This window comes from Streptomyces sp. N50 (assembly GCF_033335955.1).
Classification (GTDB): domain Bacteria; phylum Actinomycetota; class Actinomycetes; order Streptomycetales; family Streptomycetaceae; genus Streptomyces.
Genome location: NZ_CP137549.1, coordinates 7,871,458 through 7,892,146 on the forward strand (window position 1 = coordinate 7,871,458; position 20,689 = coordinate 7,892,146).

A 20,689-nucleotide genomic window follows, 5' to 3' on the forward strand; every position below is an offset into this window, starting at 1 on the left:
CACTTGGCGCTACCTTCCTGGACACCAGTGGGAGCGATTCCGTCAGTCGACGCGTCCGTGCGACGCGCCCGAGCTGCAAGGAGTCGCTCATGCGACACCCCCCGCGTTCAATGCTTTTAGCCGTCGCCGGCGCGACCGCCCTTGTCGGGGCATTGGTCGTTCCGGTCGTCACGGCGTCCGGTGCCACTCCCGCGTGCACGGTGGAGTACTCGGTCACCAGCCAGTGGGACACCGGCTTCCAGGGTTCAGTGCGGATCACCAACAACATGGCACCGGTGAGCAGTTGGAGCCTCGGCTTCGACTTCGCCGGCGGCCAGAAGGTCACCCAGGGCTGGAACGCCAAGTGGTCCCAGTCCGCCACGACGGTCACCGCGACCAACGAGAGCTGGAACGGCGCGCTCGGCACCGGCGCGAGCGTGAGCGCCGGGTTCCTCGCCAACTGGTCGGGGAGCAACGCCGTACCGTCCGCGTTCAAGCTCAACGGGACGACCTGCAACGTCGATGCGGAGCCGACACCACCCACGTCGCCGCCTCCGACCTCACCGCCGACCAACGGCACCGCACCCGCACTGCACGTCTCCGGCAACAAGCTCGTGGACGCCGACGGCACCAACCGCCGTCTGCTCGGCGTCAACCGCTCCGGCGGCGAGTTCATGTGCGTGCAGGGCTACGGCATTTGGGACGGTCCCGTGGACGACGCGGCCGTCGCGGCGATCGCCGACTGGAAGGCGAACACGGTCCGCATTCCGCTCAACGAGGAGTGCTGGCTGGGGCTTTCGAACATCAAGCCCGAGTACGCGGGCGCCAACTACATCGCCGCCGTGAAGGACCTGGTGGCGAAGGTCGAGGCGCACGGCATGACCCCGATCGTCGAACTGCACTGGACCTACGGCCAGTACACCGGCAACTCGGCGGGCTGCTCCGACGTGCACGCCACCTGCCAGAAGCCGATGCCGGACGCGCAGTACACACCGTCGTTCTGGTCCTCGGTCGCCAGCACCTTCAAGGGTGACCAGGCCGTCGCGTTCGACCTGTTCAACGAGCCCTACCCGGACCGGGCCACCTCCACGACCACCCAGGCGTGGCAGTGCTGGCGCGACGGCGGCACCTGCCCCGGCATCGGGTACGAGGTCGCCGGTATGCAGGATCTCGTCGACGCCGTACGGTCGACCGGCGCCACGAACGTGATCATGGCCGGCGGGCTCGCGTACTCGAACGACCTGAGCCAGTGGCTGACTTACAAACCCACCGATCCGACCGGCAATCTCGTCGCCGCGTACCACGTGTACAACTTCAACACCTGCGCGAGCGAGAGCTGCTGGAACTCCACACTCGCCCCCGTCGCGGCCCAAGTGCCGCTGGTGGCAGGGGAGATCGGCGAGAACACCTGCTCGCACGCCTTCGTCGACCAGGTCATGAAGTGGTTCGACGACCGCGGGCTCTCGTATCTCGGCTGGACCTGGAACACCTGGGACTGTTCCGCGGGTCCGTCACTGATCTCCGACTACGCCGGTACGCCCACCGCGTACGGCATCGGGCTGCGTGACCATCTGCGCGCCCTCAACGGATAGGCGCCCTGGACCGGTCCAACAGCATCCGCAACCACCTTCCTTCACGGACACCGATCCAACAGCACCCGCAACCAGCTTCCTTCACAGACAAGGAAACCCGCACTCATGAGCCGTACCAGAACAGCGTTGCTCGCTGCCTTGGTGCTCGTCGCCGGGGCCTCGGGGACGGCGGTCGCCGCCGCTCCCTCGGCGGAGACCGGCATCGCCGCGATCCCGTGCAGCGTCGACTACAAGGTGCAGAACCAGTGGGACACCGGCTTCACCGCCGCCGTCACGATCACCAACAACGGCGCCGCCAAGTCGAGTTGGGCCGCGAAGTGGTCGTACGCCGGTAACCAGAAGATCACCAGCGGCTGGAACGCGAAGATCAGCCAGAGCGGTACCGCCGTCACGGCGGCCAACGAGACGTACAACGGGAGCCTGGGGACCGGGAGTTCGGTCAGCTTCGGCTTCAACGCCTCCTACAGCGGCACCAACGCGCTGCCGACCACCTTCACCCTCGACGGTGTGACCTGCAACGTCGACGACGGCAGCGGCGGGGGAGGGGGTGGCGGCACCGATCCCGGCACACGGGTCGACAACCCGTACGCGGGTGCCAAGGTGTACGTGAACCCGGAGTGGTCCGCGAAGGCCGCGGCCGAGACCGGCGGCAGCCGGGTCTCCAACCAGCCCACCGGCGTCTGGCTCGACCGCATCGCCGCGATCAACGGCGTCAACGGCGGGATGGGCCTGCGCGCCCACCTCGACGCGGCGCTCGCCCAGAAGGGCACCGGCGAAGAGGTCGTCCAGCTCGTCGTCTACGACCTCCCCGGGCGCGACTGCGCGGCCCTGGCCTCGAACGGTGAGCTCGGCCCGACCGAAATCGGCCGCTACGAGACCGAGTTCATCGACCCGATCGCGGCGATCCTCGCCGACAGCAAGTACGCCTCGCTGCGGATCGTCACCACGATCGAGATCGACTCGCTGCCCAACCTCGTGACCAACACCGGCAGCAAGGCCACGGCCACCCCGCAGTGCGACACGATGCTCGCCAACGGCAACTACGTGAAGGGCGTCGGCTACGCGCTGAACAAGCTCGGCGCGATCCCCAACGTCTACAACTACATCGACGCCGGACACCACGGCTGGCTCGGCTGGGACGACAACTTCGTCCCCTCCGCGAACCTCTTCTACCAGGCCGCGAACGCCGAGGGCGCGACCGTGAACGACGTGGCCGGCTTCATCACCAACACGGCCAACTACAGCGCCCTGAAGGAGAACAACTTCACCATCAACGACAGCGTGAACGGCGTCTCCGTGCGCCAGTCCAAGTGGGTCGACTGGAACCGCTACGTGGACGAGCTGTCGTACGCCCAGGCGTTCCGCAGTGAGTTGGTGTCCGTGGGCTTCAACTCCGGTATCGGCATGCTGATCGACACGTCGAGGAACGGGTGGGGTGGTTCCGCTCGGCCCACCGGTCCGGGTGCGACCACCAGTGTGGACACGTACGTTGACGGCGGGCGCTACGACCGTCGGATCCAGGTCGGGAACTGGTGCAACCAGTCCGGTGCGGGTCTGGGCGAGCGGCCGCAGGCTGCTCCTGCCGCCGGGATCGACGCGTATGTGTGGATGAAGCCGCCGGGCGAGTCGGACGGGTCCAGCACGGCCATCGCCAACGACGAGGGCAAGGGGTTCGACCGGATGTGCGACCCGACGTACACGGGGAACGCGCGTAACGGGAACAACCTGTCGGGTGCGTTGCCGAATGCGCCGTTGTCCGGGCACTGGTTCTCTGCGCAGTTCCAGCAGCTGATGGCCAACGCGTACCCGCCGCTGTAGGAGCCGTTGGTTGCGTCGAGTTTTTGGCTGCCGGCCGTGTGTGGCTGGTCGCGCAGTTCCCCGCGCCCCTAAAGAAGGGGGCGTGGGGGTCAGCCCTTGTTTGACAGGCCGCGGCGGATCGCGAACTCCACCACCGAATAGTCGCCGTTGGATCGGTCCAACTCGTACGGCACCGTTGGCATCAGTGGTGGCTGGCCCATGAAGCGAGGGCGGTTGCCGTGGTGGGGTTGGGCCGCGTGGACCAGGAAGGGGTGGCAGAGGTAGACGTCACCGGGGTTGCCGGTGGCGTACGCGAGGGGGCGCCCGGCGGACGCCTCGGCCACCTTCGGGCCGAGGGTGAGCGACGAGGCGCCCTTCTCGCCGTACGGTTCCAGGACGCGCGGGACGTCGAGGTGGGAGCCGACCCGGATGCGGGTCGGCGCGTTCTCCTCGGTGACCTCGGTGTAGAGCATCAGCATCAGCAGCGCCCGGCCCCGCGAGGCCAGGTTCGCGTACGGCCACTCGTTCTCCGCGCCCTCCGCGACATAGCTGCCCTCGATGTGCCAGCCGGCGTCGTCCGGCTCCGTCGCGTGCGGGAAGCGCAGCGGGAAACTGCCCACCGAGTACCGGGACTGCCAGCGGCCGGCGCCCACCAGGAGGTCGAACGCCTCATGCAGGGCAGGGGAGTTGACCGAGGCGGCGAACGGGCCCTGGGCCATGTCGCTCACCCACACCACCGGGTCCTTCCAGGTGCCGGGGTCGTCGGGGTCGTAGCCCGTCTCCTGCCAGAGCAGCCGAGCGCAGTGCTCGGCGACCCGGGGTGGGAAGGCGCCCTCGATCTTCACGAACCCGTCTTCGAGGAAGCGGTCCACCATCACGCCGACCGTGTCGTCCATGTGGGCATGCTCGGTGAGGGACGACCTGTTCCGCACCTCATTATTTGCCGCTTCGGCAACGCGAGTGGCCGCCGGACGGTGCGTCGGCGCAGGCTGGCGGCACGCGGACGAGAGGGTGACCACCATGGCGCACGAGCACGACGAGAAGCACGCACACCACCACCACGACCACACCGACCTCGACTGGGCCGTCATGGGTCCCCTGCTGGAGACCCAGGCGGAGCTGTTCGCGCCGCTGTACGAGCGGGCGATGGCGTGGCTCGCGAAGGAGCGGACCGATCCGGGGCTGATCGTCGACGTGGGCAGCGGACCCGGGGTGGTCGCGTGTCTGTTCGCGGAGACGTTCCCGGGTGCCCGGGTCGTCGCGGTGGACTTCTCCGAGCCGCTCTTGGAACGGGCCAACGCCCGCGCCGACCGGCTGGGCTTCGGCGACCGCTTCGGCACGCTGACCGGTGAACTGCCCGAGGTTCTAGGGCAGTTGGAGTACCCGGCCGACCTCATGTGGGCCGGCCGCAGTCTGCATCACCTCGGTGACCAGCGTGCCGGTCTCGCCGCGTTCGCACAGCGGCTCGCGCCCGGCGGCACCCTCGCGATCATGGAGGGCGGCCTGCCCTCCCGGTTCCTGCCGCGCGACTTCGGCATCGGCCGCCCGGGCCTGGAGGCGCGGATCGACGCGATCGAGGCCGAGTGGTTCGCGCAGATGCGCGCCGACCTCCCCGGCGCCGTCACCGAGACCGAGGACTGGCCCGCCCTCCTGGAGTCGGCCGGCCTCAAGCACACCGGCAGCCGCAGCTTCCTCCTCGACCTGCCCGCCCCGGCCCCCGACCGCGTCCGCGCCTATGCCGCGACCTGGCTGACCCGGGTGCGTGACACCTACGGCGAGGCGATGGACGCCGTGGACCGGTCCACCCTCGACCGGCTCGTCGACCCGGAGGACCCGGCGAGCGTGCACCGGCGCGCCGACGTGTTCGTGCTTGCCACGCACACCGTGCACAGGGCGGTGCGGGCCGACTGAGGCGGCCCGTGATCGCGACGGGGTGAAGCGATCCCGACGGGTCGGAAGGGCCCGTGATCTCGGCGGCTTGACTTCGAGCCTGCTCAAGGTGATGAACTGCCCCTCCGACTGCGCGGAGTTCACCGACCCACGGGGGGACCACCACCATGAACGACAACTCTCACGTCGCGCTCATAACCGGCGGCGGCAGCGGGATCGGCGCTGCCGTCGCCCGTCAACTCCTCAGCGCCGGGGGCCGGGTGGCCGTCACCGGCCGCAGCGAGCAGCGCCTGTACGACTTCGCCGCCCAACTGGGCCACCCCGAGGGCCTGTTGACCATCCCCGGGAGCGCCGCCGAGTACGGCGAGGTGCAGGCCGCCGTGGAGGCGACGCTCAAACAGTTCGGGCGGCTCGACGCGGTCGTCGCCAACGCCGGTGTCGCCACGCACGATTCGGTCGCCGAGGGCGACCCGGCCGGGTGGACCGAGATGGTGCTGACCAACGTCCTCGGTCCCGCCCTGCTGATCCGGGCGTCCGTCGACGCGCTGAAGCAGACGCACGGCCGGATCGTGCTGATCGGCAGCGTCGCCGGGTTCGTGCACACCCCGGGCAACATCTACGGCGCGACCAAGTGGGCGATGACCGGTCTCGCCGAGAACACCCGGCGCGAGGTCACGGAGTTCGGAATCGGCGTGACGCTGGTCGCCCCGGGCCGGGTGGAGACCCCGTTCTGGGACGGCAACGGCAGCCTGCCGCCCGGCCATCTCCTCACCGCCGACCAGATCGCCGACACGATCCTCTGGTCGATCCGCCAGCCCGCCGGCGTCGACATCAACACCGTCGTCGTCCGGCCGATCGGGCAGCCCAACTGACACACCGGTCAACTGGGGTGCGGGTGGGGCCCGTTGCCGCGAACAGTCGTGGCAACGGGCCCCAGCTCTGTCCCAAGTCAGCTGTTCCGCGGCCTCAGTTGTTCGCCAGGAACTGCTTCGCCAGCTGGTCGCCCAGCGACACCGCCGCGCTGTGGCTCTCGATGGGGGAGACCGTCGAGTTCTTGAACAGGATGTACGTCACGCCGGAGTCGGCGCCGCCCGTCGCCGGGTCGGGGTCGATGCCGAGGGCGCTGGCCGTTGCGTACGAGGCCTCGCCGATGATGTTGGTGGGGCCGGTGTCGCCGACGACGGCGTACTCGACCTTGTTGTTGTAGACGACGGCGACCACGCCGCCGCCCTTGATGCCGTAGCTGGAGTACTTCCAGATGCTGCTGGAGCTGGGCACCACGATGTACGGGAGTGAATCCGCCTTCAGGGGCTGGCCGTTGGACTGGTGGAACGCCGTGTCGTCCTGGTACCAGGGGTCGGCGTTCTCGTTGCACTTCGAGGTGCGCTGGCCGTCGCAGTCGATGTCCATGTCGGCCTTCCAGAACACGGCGCCGTTCTTGCCGCAGACCGGGATGGTGGCCGAAGTCTCGTCGTCCGTACGGTACTTGCCGTTCGATATCTGCGAGCAGGACGTCACCTTGGCGAGCAGGGAGGCCGCGCTGACCGAACCCTCCTGCGCCGACTTGGGGGTGGCGCCGGAGGCGCTCGCGGGGAGCACTCCGGCGGCGAGCAGGGCGGCAGCCGAGGCCGCGGCGAGGGTCAGTGTTCGCATGCGCACTGTGGGGGACCCTTCTGTTAGGAAAGTTTCCTTACCGGGTGCGCAACAAGGTGGCCCCGACGGCATGCCCGCGTCAAGACCCTGGTACGAACCAAGTGGGCCGGCGGCACGGAAAGCGCCACGGAGAGCCGCAGGGAAAAACGATGCGCCCCGGAGCCGACAGGCTCCGGGGCGCTCGCGCTACCTGGGGTTCAGGCCAAGTGCCTTGGATTCAGGCCGCGTTGAACGTCGACGGATCGGGGCCCAGGCGCCGGTCCTCGTTCAGCGCGCTGATGGCCGCGAGGTCCTCGGTGTCGAGGCTGAAGTCGAAGACCTCGATGTTCTCCTTGATCCGCGACGGCGTCACGGACTTGGGGATCACCACGTTGCCGAGCTGGATGTGCCAGCGCAGCACGACCTGGGCCGGAGTGCGGCCGTGCTTCTGGGCGATGGCGACGATGGCCGGGACCTCCAGGAGGCCCTTGCCCGAGCCGAGCGGCGACCAGGCCTCGGTCGCGATGCCCTGCTCCGCCTGGTACTCGCGCCCGGCGCGCTGCTGGAACTGCGGGTGCAGTTCGATCTGGTCGACCGCCGGGATGACCGAGGTGCCCTCGATCAGCCGGGCCAGGTGGTCGGGTTCGAAGTTGGAGACGCCGATGGCACGCACGCGGCCGTCCGCGTACAGCTTCTCGAACGCCTTGTAGCTGTCGAGGTACTTGTCCCGGGCCGGGGTCGGCCAGTGGATCAGATAGAGGTCCAGGTACTCCAGGCCGAGCTTCTCCAACGAGACGTCGAAGGCGCGCAGTGTGGCGTCGTACCCCTGGTCGCTGTTCCAGAGCTTGGTGGTGACGAAGAGGTCCTCGCGCGGGACGTCGGACGCGGCGATGGCCTTTCCGGTGCCCTCTTCGTTGCCGTAGATCGCAGCGGTGTCGATGCTGCGGTACCCGGCCTCGAGTGCGGTGGCCACCGCCCGCTCCGCCTCGTCGTCCGGCACCTGCCAGACGCCGAAGCCCAGCTGGGGCATCTCGACACCGTTGTTGAGGATGATCGGGGGGACCTTGCTGCTCACGAGCTCTCGATCCTTCAGTCGTCGGGTGGTACTCATATCGTCAACGATCACGGGCCGTGTCGCATTCCTGACCGCGAAATCCGTCCGGACTCATCGGCGGGTCGGCGCCGTCCGCTGAAGATTGGCGAGAAATGCATCCGACCTTTTTCGGTCCGGACCATTGACCGCAGACCGTCGTGCCGCAACCCTGAAACACGCCGCCGGACGCGTCCGTGAACGCGATACGTACATGTGAACGCTGGCGCCTGTTGTGACTCCGAGAACCCCCATTCCTCAGGAGAGCAGGTATGCGCACCCGACCAGAGTGCTGTCCGGGATTCCGTAGACGGTGCATCGTATGCCAGAAACATCGGATGAAAAGGTGTGGTGAAGGCCTCGTCGTCCATGCCGCGCACGGCATGCGGACCCGCGACGGCGAGCGGGGCCCTCTTCGCTCCTACCGACTGATCAGTCGGTCAATAGTCCCCGGTCGAAAGTCCCCGGTCAACAGACCATGAAAGGGAGGAACATGAGACGCCGACGCCTGCGAACGGCCCTGACCGCGGCAGCCCTCGCCACCGCCACCCTGACCGGGGCGGCCCCGCCGCTCGAAACGGCGGTGGCGGCGAGCCGCCCGGCCGCAGCGCCCGACTGGTCCGTGGCCGTGGTCGACTCCACCACGGCCCGCTACACACCGAGCACCATCGGCGGCTGGTCGTACCCGGTCGGCCTCTACCTCTACGGCCAGTACCTCACGTACAAGCGCACCCACGACGCCCGCTACCTGACCTACATCAAGAGCTACGTCGACCGTTTCGTGAAGAGCGACGGCTCGATCGCCCAGTCCTTCGACAGCCTCGACAGCATGCAGGCCGGCCGGCTCGTGGTGATCCTGCACCACGAGACCGGCCAGGACCGCTACCGCAAGGCCGCCAAGAAGATCCGCGACCGCCTCGACACCTACCCGCGCACGAGCGACGGCGGCTTCTGGCACGCCGACAGCAGCAGCCGCGCCCATCAACTCTGGGCGGACGGCGTCTACATGGTGAACCCGTTCCTCGTCGAGTACGGCAAGGAGTTCGGCGACAGCGCCTACACGAACGACGAGGCGGCCAAGCAGCTCTACGTCTACGGCAGTCATCTCCAGGTCGCGAACGGCCTGTTGAAGCACGCCTACGACGAATCGCGCACCGCGAGCTGGGCCGATCCGGCGACCGGACTCGCGCCGGAACACTGGTGTCGCGCGGTCGGCTGGTACGCGATGGCCATCACGAACGTCCTCGACGCACTCCCCGCCGACCATCCGCGACGGCCCCAACTCCTCGGCATCCTGCGCCGGTTGGCGGCCGGACTGGAGAAGTACCAGGACCCGGCGACCGGCCGCTGGTTCCAGGTCATGGACAAGGGTGCCCGCAGCGACAACTGGACCGAGACGTCCTGCTCCAGCATGTTCACCTACGCCCTCTCGCGCGGCGCCCAACAGGGCTACCTGGACCGGCACTACGCCGACGTCGCCCGGCGCGGCTACGAGGGCGTCCTCGCGAAACTCTCGGTCGGCGCCGACGGCCGCACCGATCTGACCGACATCTCCATCGGCACGAACGTCGGCGACTACGCGTACTACGTCGCCCGCACCCGGGCCACCAACGACTTCCACGGACTGGGCGCCTTCCTGATCATGAACGAACAACTGCGAGGTGAGTAGTGTCATGAGCACGTCCAGAAGGGCCCTTCTCGGGGCCGCCGTGAGCGGAGCGGCCGGTGCCGCGGTGGGCCTCTCGGCCGCAGCCCCCGCGCACGCCGCCTCCTGGCAGCAGAAGTGGGCGCCGACCGCGACCGGCGACGGCCTCGGCGCCTTCGAGACCGTCGAGGACGACCGCGCCGACTCGCACCCGGCCGGACACCCGCACATCTACGCCACCGGGGACAACTGGCGCTTCACCATGCACACGGTCGACCGCGACACGTCGACCGACCGGCAGCGCCAGGAGGTCACCGGTCTGCGCACGGGCAGCAGCGGCTACCTCAAGTGGACCCAGGGGCAGACCTGGCGGATCACGTACTCGATGTACATCCCCGGCTCCCTGAAGGCGACCACCACCTTCACGCACATCATGCAGATGAAGCAGCCCGGCAACGGCACCTCGCCGATCGTCGTGCAGTCCCTGCGGCGCGTGAACGGCGTGCAGACCATCGAGTTGAACCTGCCGATCGCCGGTGTCCTGGTCGGCCGTACCGACCTCGAACCGCTGCACGACCGGTGGACCGACGTCGACTTCCAGATCAAGGTCGGTGACGGCACGGCCGGTTCGGTCCGCTGGATCCTCAAGTCCGGTTCCACGACCGTGATCGACAGGTCGAGGACCGGCGTCGACACCTTCCTGGCCGACCGGGTGCGCCCCAAGTGGGGCATCTACCGCTCCCTCGGCGACACCTCCGGGTCCCTGCAGGACACCTACCTCCTGCTCACCGATCTCCGCGGCTACCAGCTCGTGTGAGGAGCGCGCTCCATGAAACCCCCCATGAAATCGCCCCTGTACCAACGGAGTTGGGCGGCGAGCGTGTTCTTCGCGTTCGCCGTCGTCCTCGGCCTCGCTCACCCGTCGGCCCTCGCGGCCACGCCTCCCGCGCCGCGCGCCACCGTCTACGACGTCCGTGACTACGGCGCCAAGGGCGACGGCTCCGCCAACGACACCCCGGCCGTCAACAAGGCCATCACGGCGGCCAGTTCGTCCGGCGGCGGCACGGTCCGCTTCCCCGCCGGCACCTACAAGTCCAAGAACACCATCCACATGAAGAGCAACGTGACGCTCCAGGTCGACACCGGCGCCACGATCCAGGGCTCGTCCGCGGGCACCTACGACGCCCCCGAGGCCAACCCGTACGACCAGTACCAGGACTACGGGCACAGCCACTTCCACGACGCGATGATCTACGGCGACCGGCTCACGAACATCGGCTTCGTCGGCGGCGGGGTCATCGACGGGCTCGGCAACCTGATCACCGGCAACCCCAAGTCCGGCCAGGCCGACAAGATCCTGTCGCTGACCCGCTGCGACGGACTCCGCATCGGTGACGGACTCACCCTGCGCCGGGGCGGCCACTTCGCCGCGCTGATCAACGGCTGCACGAACGTCACCTCGGACCGCCTGACCATCGACACCGCGAGCGACCGCGACGGCTGGAACATCATCTCCACGACGAACGTCACCGTCACCAACGCGAGCATCAAGGCGAACGACGACGCGCTCGTCTTCAAGAGCGACTACGCGCTCGGCGCCAAACTCCCCAACGGCCATGTGCGGGTGAGTGATTCGTATCTGTCGGCGAAGTGCTGCAACGCGCTCATGTTCGGCTCCGAGACCTGCGGCGACTTCTCGGACTACCAGTTCCAGAAGATCCGGATCGAGGGCGCCGACAAGTCCGGCCTCGGCATGGTCTCCATGGACGGCGCGAAGATCTCCGACGTCCACTACCGCGACATCACCATGACCGGCGTCCACTCACCGATCATGGAGAAGATCGGCACCCGCAAACGCTGCGGCAACAGTCCGGGCGTCGGTTCGATCAGCGACGTCACCTACGACAACATCACGGCCACCGGCAACAGCCCCTCGTTCAGCCCGACCCTGTGGGGCGAGACCGGTCACCGGATCAGCGGGATCACGTTCACGAACGTCGACATCACCGTCCCCGGCGGCAACGGGACCATGTCCACCGGCGTACCGGCCAACGACCCCAAGGACTACAACCCGAAGGCCATCGGCACCCGGCCGGCCTACGGCTGGTATCTGCACAACGCCGACAACGTCCAATTCACTGACAGTTCCGTGAAGTTCGCGGCGGACGACGGTCGGCCGGCGGTCGTCGCCAACGCGGCGAGCGGCATCCGGTTCACGGGCTTCACCGCCCAGCGCGGCTCCAACTCGCCGTACGACATGGGCTTCCAGGACGTGAACGGCTACTGCGTGAGCGGCGCCGGTTCGCCGCGCGTGTCCAGCACCGGCTCCACCGAGAACTGCGCGGCCGCGAACGCCCGCCCGCTCGACCTGGAGAACCCCCGCCAGGACTTCCTCCGCGACTCCGTCGGCGGCCTCTTCCTGCACTGGGGTCTGCGCACCGCGCCCGCCCACACCAGTTGCACGGGCTGGGAGAGCGATGTCACCAACGGCGGCTGGACTCCGGACTATTGGGTGAACGAGGCCCGGAAACTGCATACGCAATACCTCGTACTGGCGACCTTCCACAGCCGCCTCGGCTACGCCCGCCCCTGGCCCTCGAAGATCCCCGGATCCTGCTCCACGAAGCGGGACTTCCTCGGTGAACTGATCACGGCGGCGAAGGCCAAGGGCATGAAGGTCGTCCTCTACATGACCGACGACCCGCAGTGGCACGACGAGGGCGGCCACGAGTGGCTCGACTCGGCCGCCTACTCCGCCTACAAGGGCAAGAACGTCGACCTGACCACCCGGGACGGCTTCGGGCAGTTCAGCTACGACAACTTCTTCGAGGTCATGGACCGCTATCCCGACCTCGGCGGCTTCTGGATCGACAACGACAACGCGTACTGGGAGAGCCACGACCTGTACCAGCAGATCTACCAGAAGCGCCCGAACTACACGCTCAGCAACAACAACGAAGACACGCCGATCATGGACATGATCAGCAACGAGCAGAAGACGGGGATGTCGCCCGCATACGATTACCCGCAGGCTGTATACACCGCACAACCTCGCCTGACGGAAGCCGACTTCAAGCTCCCGTCGACCGGCGCCTGGTGGTACGACGGCTCCGACCCGTCCGTCGACCGCGCGCTCACCCTGGGCCGCCTCGTCACCAACGCCGGCTCCTCGGTGAAGGCGCTGATGGCGGAGACCGCCCAGGTCAACGGCAAGTTCCCGGCCAACCAGGCCGCCTTCAACAACTTCGCGAACTCCTACCTCGACCCCATCTGGGAATCCCTGCACGGCACCGAGGGCGGCGGCTATATGTACGGCGGCCTCAAACCCGGCTTCTGGAACGATGGCGCCCATGGCGTCACCACCATCAGCCGGACCGACCCGGACCTCCAGTACATCCACGTCCTGACCCCGCCCAGCACCAGCACCCTGCGCATCCGGGACAACGGCTACCGCATCGCCTCCGTCACCAACCTCCGTACCGGCGCGGCGATTTCGTGGTCCCAGTCCGGCGGCGTGCTCACGCTCAGCGGTCTCGGCGGCTGGGACCCGTACGACACCGTCTTCAAGGTCACGACCGCCGGCCGCCAGGGCATCCTGTCCGGTGTCACCGTGAGCGCGAGCGCCTCGGCGAGCGGGCACGCGGGTTCGGCGGCAGGGGACGGGAGTTACCTCACCTACTGGGACAACGGCAAGACCCTGCCGGTCAACCTCACCTTCGACCTGGGCAGTTCGAAGAGGGCGCAGTACATCGGGCTCAACCAGCGCGAGGACTCCGTGGCCTACGCCCGCTCCGACACCGAGCAGTCGGCGCGCGTCAAGGACTACAAGGTGTTCCTGAGTAACGACGGCACCAGCTGGGGGAGCGCGGTCAAGACCGGCCAGCTCCCAAGTCGCCGCGGAATCCAGGGCATTGACCTCACCGCGGCCAACGCCCGCTACGTCCGCCTCGAAGTCGACTCCACCTGGGCCGCAGCCACCGACACCACCCGCTACAAGCGGCTGCGGATCGACGAGGCCTGGATCGGCACGTCCTACGCGACCCCGGCGACCTTCACCCCGAAGTCCGACAACGGCCAGTCACTGCGACCCGCCATGGGCTGGAGCAGCTGGAGCTACGTCCGCCGCACGCCCACCGAGGCCAAGATCAAGGCCCAGGCGGACGCCCTGGTGTCGAGCGGCCTCAAGAACCACGGCTTCGTGTACGTCAACCTCGACGACTTCTGGCAGAAGTGCGACGCGAACGGCTTCACCGTCGACTCGTACGGCCGCTGGGCCGTCGACCCGGCCAAGTTCCCGTCCGGAATCAAGGCGTTGGCCGACTACATCCACTCCAAGGGACTGAAGTTCGGCTTCTACGTCACCCCGGGCATCGCCAAGAACGCGGTCACCGCGAACACCCCGATCGAGGGCACCTCGTACCACGCGAAGGACATCGCGGACACGACGAAGACCGAGAAGAACTACAACTGCAAGAACATGTACTACATCGACTACGGGAAGCCGGGCGCGCAGGAGTTCGTCAACTCCTGGGCCAAGCAGTTCGCTTCGTGGGGTGTCGACTACCTGAAGATCGACGGCGTGGGCAGCGCCGACATCCCGGACGTCCAGGCCTGGGACAAGGCACTGCGCTCGACCGGTCGGCCCATCAACTTCGCGCTCTCCAACAACCTTCCGATTGCGGATGCGGCCACCTGGCGTTCGCTGGCGAACAGTTGGCGCACGCAGGGCGACGTCGAGTGCTACTGCGGTCCGGGCGCCAACGGCAGCGGCTATCCGCTCACCGACTGGTCGCACGTCTCCGCGCGCTTCAACACCGCCGCCTCCTGGCAGCCGTACGCCGGTCCGGGCGGCTGGAACGACCTGGACTCCCTGGAGGTCGGCAACGGCGACCAGGTGGGCCTGACGGCCGACCAGCGGCGCTCGCACTTCACCCTGTGGGCGATGGCGGGCTCGCCCCTGCTGCTCGGCACCGACGTCACCCAACTCGACCCCGTCGACAAGGCGATGCTCACCAACGACCGCCTGATCGGCGTCGACCAGGACGGCGTCGCCGCGAAACGCGTGGTCAACAGCGGGGTGAAGCAGGTCTGGAGCAAACGCGAGAGCGACGGCTCCTATGTGGTCGCCCTGTTCAACACCGGTACGTCCGGCAGCGCGACCGTCTCCGTGAACTGGTCGCAGGTCGGCTTCACCGGCTCCGGCGACGTCACCGACCTCTGGTCCGGCTCCCACAAGGGCACCATCGCGGACTCGTACAGCGCGACCCTGCGGCCGGGCGAGACGCGCCTGATCCGTGTGAACCCGGCCGACAGCGCTCTGAGGGGGCACTCATGACACGCGGCAGAACATCGGCGCGGGGCGCGCGGGGCCTCTCCCCGGCTCTCTCCCTCGCCCTCACCCTGGCGCTCGCCGTACCGCTCGCCGGACTCACCGGCTCCGCCGCGCACGCGGCGACCACCGACTACCAGGCCGAGGACGCCACCGTCGTCCAGGGCACCGTGGCCACCAACCACACCGGCTACACGGGCACCGGCTTCGTCGACTACACCAACGTGACTGGTTCGTATGTGGAGTTCACGGTGAACGCCACCGCCGCCGGCACCGCGTCGGTCGCCGTTCGCTACGCCAACGGCACCGCCGTGGACCGCCCGTTGGACATCTCCGTCAACGGCACGGTCGTAGCGCCCGCCGTTTCCTTCCCGGCCACCGCCGACTGGAACACCTGGGCGACGAAGACCGTGAACGTCCCGCTGACCGCCGGCACGGACAAGATCCGGGCGACCGCGACCACCGCGAACGGCGGCCCCAACCTCGACCGGATCAGCGTCGGCACCGCGGCCGACGCACAGGCCCCGACCCGCCCCGGCCAGCCGAGTTGCCAGGACATCGGCGAGGACGGCCTCACGCTGGCCTGGGGTGCCTCGACCGACAACGTGGGCGTCACGGCGTACGACGTCTACGAGCACGGCAACAAGATCGGTGAGGCGCCGGGGAGTTCGACGAGCAAGGCGCTCACCGGGCTCGCCCCGAACACCACCTACGACCTCACCGTCATCGCCCGGGACGCGGCCGGCAACACCTCGCCGGCCAGCCCGGTCGTCGACTGCACGACGAAACCCAGCTCGGACACCACCCCGCCGACCAAGCCCGGTACTTTGTCGACCGCCGACATCACATCGAATACGGTCGACCTCACTTGGGGCCCGTCCACCGACGACCGTGCGGTGATCGCATACGACATCCGCAGTGCGGATACCGTCTACAAGACGGTCACCACCGGCACCTCCACCACCCTCACCGGCCTCGCCTGCGACAGCCCGTACACGTTGAACGTCGTCGCACGCGACGCGGCCGGCAACCTCTCCGAGCAGAGCAACACCGTCACCTTCACCACGAAGGCCTGCGCGACCGACGGCGGTGTCCCCTCCTCGATCGCCACGCTCTCCACCGGCTGGACCATCCCCTGGGGCACCTACTGGATGCCGGACGGCCAGAGCGCCCTCGTCACCGAGCGGGACGACTTCCGGGTCTGGAAGACGGCCAAGGACGGCACCCGGACCCAGGTCGGGACCGTGCCCAACGCGGTCACCACCAACGGCGAGGGCGGCCTCCTCGGCGTCGCCGTCGACCCGAAGTGGGCCACCAACCACTACGTCTACTTCATGCACACCGCGTCCGAGGGCAACCGCGTCGTCCGCATGACGTACGACGGCACCACCCTCACCGGCTACACCGTCCTCCTCCAGGGCATCAAGAAGAACCGCTACCACAACGGCGGCCGCCTCGCCTTCGGACCCGACGGCTACCTCTACGTCTCCACCGGCGAGGCCCAGACACCCGACCTCGCCCAGGACAAGACCTCCCTCAACGGCAAGATCCTGCGCATGACGACGGACGGCAAGCCGGCCCCCGGCAACCCGTTCGGCAACTACGTCTACTCGTACGGCCATCGCAACCCGCAGGGTCTCGCCTTCGACCGCAACGGCCGCCTGTGGGAAGCGGAGTTCGGCAACAGCTCCAAGGACGAACTCAACCTCATCAAGCCGGGTGCGAACTACGGCTGGCCCACCTGTGAAGGGAGTTGCAGCGTCGCCGGGATGACCAACCCCAAGGCCACCTGGAACGTCGACGAGGCCTCGCCCAGCGGGATCGCCATCGTCCGCAACGTCGTCTACATGGCGTCCCTGCGCGGTGAACGCCTGTGGCGGATCCCGATCAACGGCGACACCGAGAGCGTCGGCACCCCGACGGCGTACTACGTCGGAACGTACGGACGGCTGCGCACGGTCACCAAGGTCCCCGGCGCCGACCAGCTGTGGCTGTCGACCACCAACTGCGACAACAACGGCAACCAGCCGGACGGCTCCGACAAGATCTTCCGTGTCAACATCGGTTAGGGGAGGGGGAGTTCAGGCCCGGTAGAGCGCCTCGACCTCGTTCGCGTACGTGTTCTCGATGGCCTTGCGCTTCAGCTTCAGGGACGGGGTCAGCAGACCGTGTTCCTCGGTGAACGGCTGGGCCAGTATCCGGAAGGTGCGGATCGACTCGGCCTGCGAGACCAGGGTGTTGGCGGCTACGACCGCGCGCCGCACCTCGGTCTCCAGGTCGGCGTCGCGCACCAGTTCGGCCGGGGACATCTGCGGCTTGCCGCGCATGGTGAGCCAGTGCTCGACGGCCTCGTGGTCGAGGGTGACGAGCGCGGCGATGTAGGGGCGGTCGTTGCCGACGACGATGCACTGCGAGACCAGCGGATGGTCCCGCACCCGCTCCTCCAGCAGCCCCGGCGCGACGCTCTTGCCGCCGGAGGTCACCAGGATCTCCTTCTTGCGCCCGGTGATGGTGAGATAGCCGTCCTCGTCGAGGGAGCCCAGGTCACCGGTGGCGAGCCAGCCGTCGTGCAGGGTCTCGTCGGTGGCCTTTTGGTTGTTGAGGTAGCCCTGGAAGACATTGGGTCCGTTGAGCCAGATCTCGCCGTCGTCCGCGATGTGCACGGTGACACCGGGGATGGCCTGGCCGACCGTGCCGTAGCGGGTGCGGTCGGGCGGGTTGGCGGTCGCGGCGGCCGTCGACTCGGTGAGGCCGTAGCCCTCGTAGATCTGGACGCCCGCGCCCGCGAAGAACAGTCCGAGGCGGCGGTCCATGGCCGACCCGCCGGACATGGCGTTGCGGATCCGGCCGCCCATGGCGGCCCGCACCTTGGAGTAGACGAGTTTGTCGAAGAGCTGGTGCTGCATGCGCAGGCCCGCCGAGGGGCCGGGGCCGATGCCCCAGGCCTTCGCCTCGATCGCGTCCGCGTACTTCACCGCGATCTCGACGGCCTTCTCGAACGGACCGGCCTTGCCGTCCTTCTCGGCCTTGCGGCGGGCCGCGTTGAAGACCTTCTCGAAGATGTACGGCACGGCCAGGATGAACGTCGGCTTGAAGGCGACCAGGTCCGGCAGCAGGGCGGCCGCGTTCAGCTGCGGCTGGTGGCCGAAGCGGACGCCACCGCGGATCGCCGCGACCTCCACCATCCGTCCGAAGACGTGCGCCAGCGGCAGGAACAACAAGGTCGCCACCTCCTCGCCCCGTTTCGAGTGGAAGACGGACTCCCAGGTGTCGATGACCGTGTCCGCCTCGTACATGAAGTTGCCGTGCGAGATGACACAGCCCTTGGGTCTGCCCGTAGTACCCGAGGTGTAGATGATCGTCGCGGTCGAGTCCGGGGTGACGGCCTGGCGATGCCGGTGGACCACCTCGTCCTCGATGTGCGCGCCGGCGTCGTACAGCTCCTGCACGGCGCCCGTGTCGAGCTGCCACAGCTGGTGCAGCGCGGGGAGGCGGTCGATGACGGTGGCGATGGTCATCGCGTGGTCCTCGTGCTCGACCATGGCCGCCGAGACCTGCGCGTCGTGCAGCATCCAGAAGCACTGCTCGGCCGACGAGGTCGGGTAGATCGGCACCACCTGGGCGCCGATCGTCCACAGCGCGAAGTCGAACAGCGTCCACTCGTAGCGGGTACGGGACATGATCGCGACCCGGTCGCCGAAGCGGATGCCCTGGGCGAGCAGGCCCTTGGCGAGGGCGAGGACCTCGTCGCGGAACTCGGCGGCGGTCACGTCCCGCCACTCGTCCTGCTCGTTCTTGCGGCCGAGGGATACGTGGAGGGGGTCGTCCTGGGCACGCTCGAAGACGACGTCGGCCAGACCGCCCACCGGCGGTGCCAACGCCAACGGAGGGTTGTTGTACTCGCGCAAACCCCGCTCCCCGCTCCTGTTGGCACTCCCCTACAGCGCCGTGAAAGCTACCCCACCGGGCCGAAGGGCGGGAGGGGGTGGGAAAAGGAGCGATGTTCACGTCCGCACTGGTCAGCGGCGGAAAATGCCCTCACAAGGGGAAGGGTCGGACAGAAATCCTTACGGTTCCGTAGGTTTCGGGCCCGTAATCTCCACTGAATCTGTACGACCCGATTACCCCCGGCGTCCGGTCACACCACGTCACCGGTGCGGTGCCTTCTCCTCCCCGGTCAGCGTCCGTGCGACGGATTCCGTCACGCCCGCCGTCCCGCCGGTCCGCTCCGCGCGACCCGTCCCGACCAGGGCGAGCACCAGCGCGCCCGCCGCCGTCCCGACGAAACCGGCCGTCACGAGCGCCGAGTCGAGCCCCGCCGCGAACGCGGCCCGCAGCACGTGATGCGGGAACGTCCCGCGCAGTGCCCCGGCCCCGCCGCCCGCCAGCGTGTGCGCCGCGTCGTGCGGGAGCGTGTCCCGCATCCGCGAGGTGAGTACGGTCCCCGACACGGCGACGCCGAGTGCATACCCCAACTGCCGTACGGTATTCACCGCGCCGCCCGCCATGCCCGCGCGCTCGGCCGGCACCGCCGCGAGGGCCGCCCCCGCGATCCCCGGCGCCACCAATCCCGTGCCGATGCCCACCAGGACGAGCCCCGGCACCAGCGCCGTCCAGTCCGAACCGGCGCCGAGGACGGCCTGGCAGAAGCAGCCCGTGCCGATCAGCAGCAGCCCGCCGCCGACGGTCAGCCGCGCCGGCACCCCGTGCAGCAGCTTCCCGGCGAGGACCGACACCACGACCGCCGCCCCCGTCAGCGGCAGCAGCGTCAGCCCGCCGCGCACCGGGCTCATCCCCAGCAGCGTCTGCAGCCAGATCGACAGATACGGCATCCCGCCGAACGCCACCCCGTTGAAGGCGAGCGCCCCCGCCATCACGCCCACGAACGCGGGCTTCCGCAGCAGCGACAGGTCGAGCAGCGGATGCGCCACCCGCCGCTCCACCAGCACGAAGCAGACCAGCGCGAGGGCCGCGACCGCGAACGACCCGAGCGTCACCGACGCACCCCACCCGTCCGCACCGGCCCGCACCACCGCATACGTCACCCCGCCCGCGAACCCGGCGAACGCGACCGTGCCGAGCCAGTCGATCCGCATCCCGCGCGGCCCCCTCGACTCCGGCACCACCCGCAGCGTCAGCCACACCGCGGCCACGCTCACCGGCAGGTTCACGAAGAAGATCCACCGCCACCCCGGCCCCTCGGTGAGCACCCCGCCCAGCACCGGCCCGACCGCGGCCGCGCCACCGCTGACCGCGCCCCACACCCCGAGCGCCACCGACCGCTGCCGCCCCTGGTAGACGGACCCGAGCAACGGCAACGTCGACGCCAGCATCGCCGCGGCCCCCACACCCTGCACGGCCCGCGCGGCCACGAGGGCACCCGGCCCGCCCGCGAGCCCGCACAGCAGTGACGCCACCGCGAACAGCACGACCCCCACCACGTGCACCCGCCGCCGCCCCAGAATGTCGGCGGCGGCCCCAACTCCCAAGAGCAGCGCGGCCAATGCCAGCGCGTACCCGTCGACCACCCACTGCAGATCACTCAACGACGCGTGCAACGACCGCGCCATGTCCGGCAGCGCGACGACCACGATCGTCACGTCCAGCAACAGCATGAACGTGCCCAGGCACACCGCCGTGAGCGGCCCCCATGTACGCATGACCTCAACTCCCCTGTCCCGGTTGTGCAGTTCTCCGTACGATGGGCTCCACCCGGACGATCAGCGCCGTGTTGG

Annotated in this window: 13 protein-coding genes; 8 read left to right on the forward strand and 5 right to left on the reverse strand. The window is 68.6% G+C overall.

What is annotated here, in order from left to right:
- The first annotated feature begins 89 nt into the window (after positions 1-89).
- Both R2B38_RS35045 and R2B38_RS35050 read left to right on the forward strand, forming a co-directional pair.
- Positions 90-1,571, forward strand: coding sequence for a cellulase family glycosylhydrolase (locus R2B38_RS35045; RefSeq protein ID WP_318019819.1), 1,482 nt, complete (start codon positions 90-92; stop codon positions 1,569-1,571).
- Positions 1,572-1,676: 105 nt separating this feature from the next.
- The gene (locus tag R2B38_RS35050; protein WP_318019820.1) at positions 1,677-3,389 is read left to right on the forward strand and encodes a glycoside hydrolase family 6 protein; all 1,713 of its coding nucleotides are present in this window, start codon (positions 1,677-1,679) and stop codon (positions 3,387-3,389) included.
- A gap of 89 nt (positions 3,390-3,478) precedes the next feature.
- On the opposite strand, the gene R2B38_RS35055 is transcribed toward R2B38_RS35050, so the two are convergent.
- On the reverse strand, positions 3,479-4,264 hold the full coding sequence (locus R2B38_RS35055; protein ID WP_318019821.1) for a phytanoyl-CoA dioxygenase family protein: 786 nt from the start codon (positions 4,262-4,264) through the stop codon (positions 3,479-3,481).
- A gap of 124 nt (positions 4,265-4,388) precedes the next feature.
- Here R2B38_RS35055 and R2B38_RS35060 point away from each other — a divergent pair, with 124 nt between their 5' ends.
- Both R2B38_RS35060 and R2B38_RS35065 read left to right on the forward strand, forming a co-directional pair.
- Positions 4,389-5,279, forward strand: coding sequence for a class I SAM-dependent methyltransferase (locus R2B38_RS35060; protein ID WP_318019822.1), 891 nt, complete (start codon positions 4,389-4,391; stop codon positions 5,277-5,279).
- A gap of 146 nt (positions 5,280-5,425) precedes the next feature.
- Positions 5,426-6,130 carry an SDR family oxidoreductase gene (locus R2B38_RS35065; RefSeq protein ID WP_318019823.1) on the forward strand — a complete coding sequence of 235 codons (705 nt, stop codon included), beginning with the start codon at positions 5,426-5,428 and terminating at the stop codon, positions 6,128-6,130.
- A 94-nt stretch (positions 6,131-6,224) separates the two neighbouring features.
- Here the strand turns inward: R2B38_RS35065 and R2B38_RS35070 are convergent, their stop codons facing one another.
- Together R2B38_RS35070 and R2B38_RS35075 are read right to left on the reverse strand one after the other, a co-directional pair.
- Entirely contained in the window at positions 6,225-6,917 is a 693-nt protein-coding gene (locus R2B38_RS35070) for a glycoside hydrolase family 75 protein (RefSeq protein WP_318019824.1), read from the reverse strand.
- A gap of 211 nt (positions 6,918-7,128) precedes the next feature.
- On the reverse strand, positions 7,129-7,965 hold the full coding sequence (locus R2B38_RS35075) for an aldo/keto reductase (RefSeq protein WP_318019825.1): 837 nt from the start codon (positions 7,963-7,965) through the stop codon (positions 7,129-7,131).
- A 508-nt stretch (positions 7,966-8,473) separates the two neighbouring features.
- On the opposite strand from R2B38_RS35075, the gene R2B38_RS35080 reads away from it, so the two are divergent.
- Genes R2B38_RS35080 through R2B38_RS35095 form a run of 4 tightly spaced genes read left to right on the forward strand, consistent with a single transcriptional unit; the run spans position 8,474 to position 17,023 of the window.
- Positions 8,474-9,649: a glycoside hydrolase family 105 protein gene (locus tag R2B38_RS35080; protein WP_318019826.1), complete on the forward strand. Its 1,176-nt coding sequence runs from the start codon at positions 8,474-8,476 to the stop codon at positions 9,647-9,649.
- A 4-nt stretch (positions 9,650-9,653) separates the two neighbouring features.
- Positions 9,654-10,442, forward strand: a complete 789-nt coding sequence (locus R2B38_RS35085; protein WP_318019827.1) for a Tat pathway signal sequence domain protein — start codon at positions 9,654-9,656, stop codon at positions 10,440-10,442.
- A 12-nt stretch (positions 10,443-10,454) separates the two neighbouring features.
- Entirely contained in the window at positions 10,455-14,960 is a 4,506-nt protein-coding gene (locus R2B38_RS35090; RefSeq protein WP_318019828.1) for a glycosyl hydrolase family 28 protein, read from the forward strand.
- Positions 14,957-17,023: a PQQ-dependent sugar dehydrogenase gene (locus R2B38_RS35095; RefSeq protein WP_318019829.1), complete on the forward strand. Its 2,067-nt coding sequence runs from the start codon at positions 14,957-14,959 to the stop codon at positions 17,021-17,023. The genes R2B38_RS35090 and R2B38_RS35095 overlap by 4 nt, the downstream gene beginning before the upstream one ends.
- Before the next feature lie 12 nt (positions 17,024-17,035).
- Here the strand turns inward: R2B38_RS35095 and R2B38_RS35100 are convergent, their stop codons facing one another.
- Both R2B38_RS35100 and R2B38_RS35105 read right to left on the reverse strand, forming a co-directional pair.
- Positions 17,036-18,862: an AMP-dependent synthetase/ligase gene (locus R2B38_RS35100; RefSeq protein ID WP_318019830.1), complete on the reverse strand. Its 1,827-nt coding sequence runs from the start codon at positions 18,860-18,862 to the stop codon at positions 17,036-17,038.
- Positions 18,863-19,102: 240 nt separating this feature from the next.
- Positions 19,103-20,614 (reverse strand): MFS transporter, encoded by a 1,512-nt coding sequence (locus tag R2B38_RS35105; RefSeq protein WP_318019832.1) that lies wholly within the window; start codon positions 20,612-20,614, stop codon positions 19,103-19,105.
- Positions 20,615-20,689: the final 75 nt, after the last annotated feature.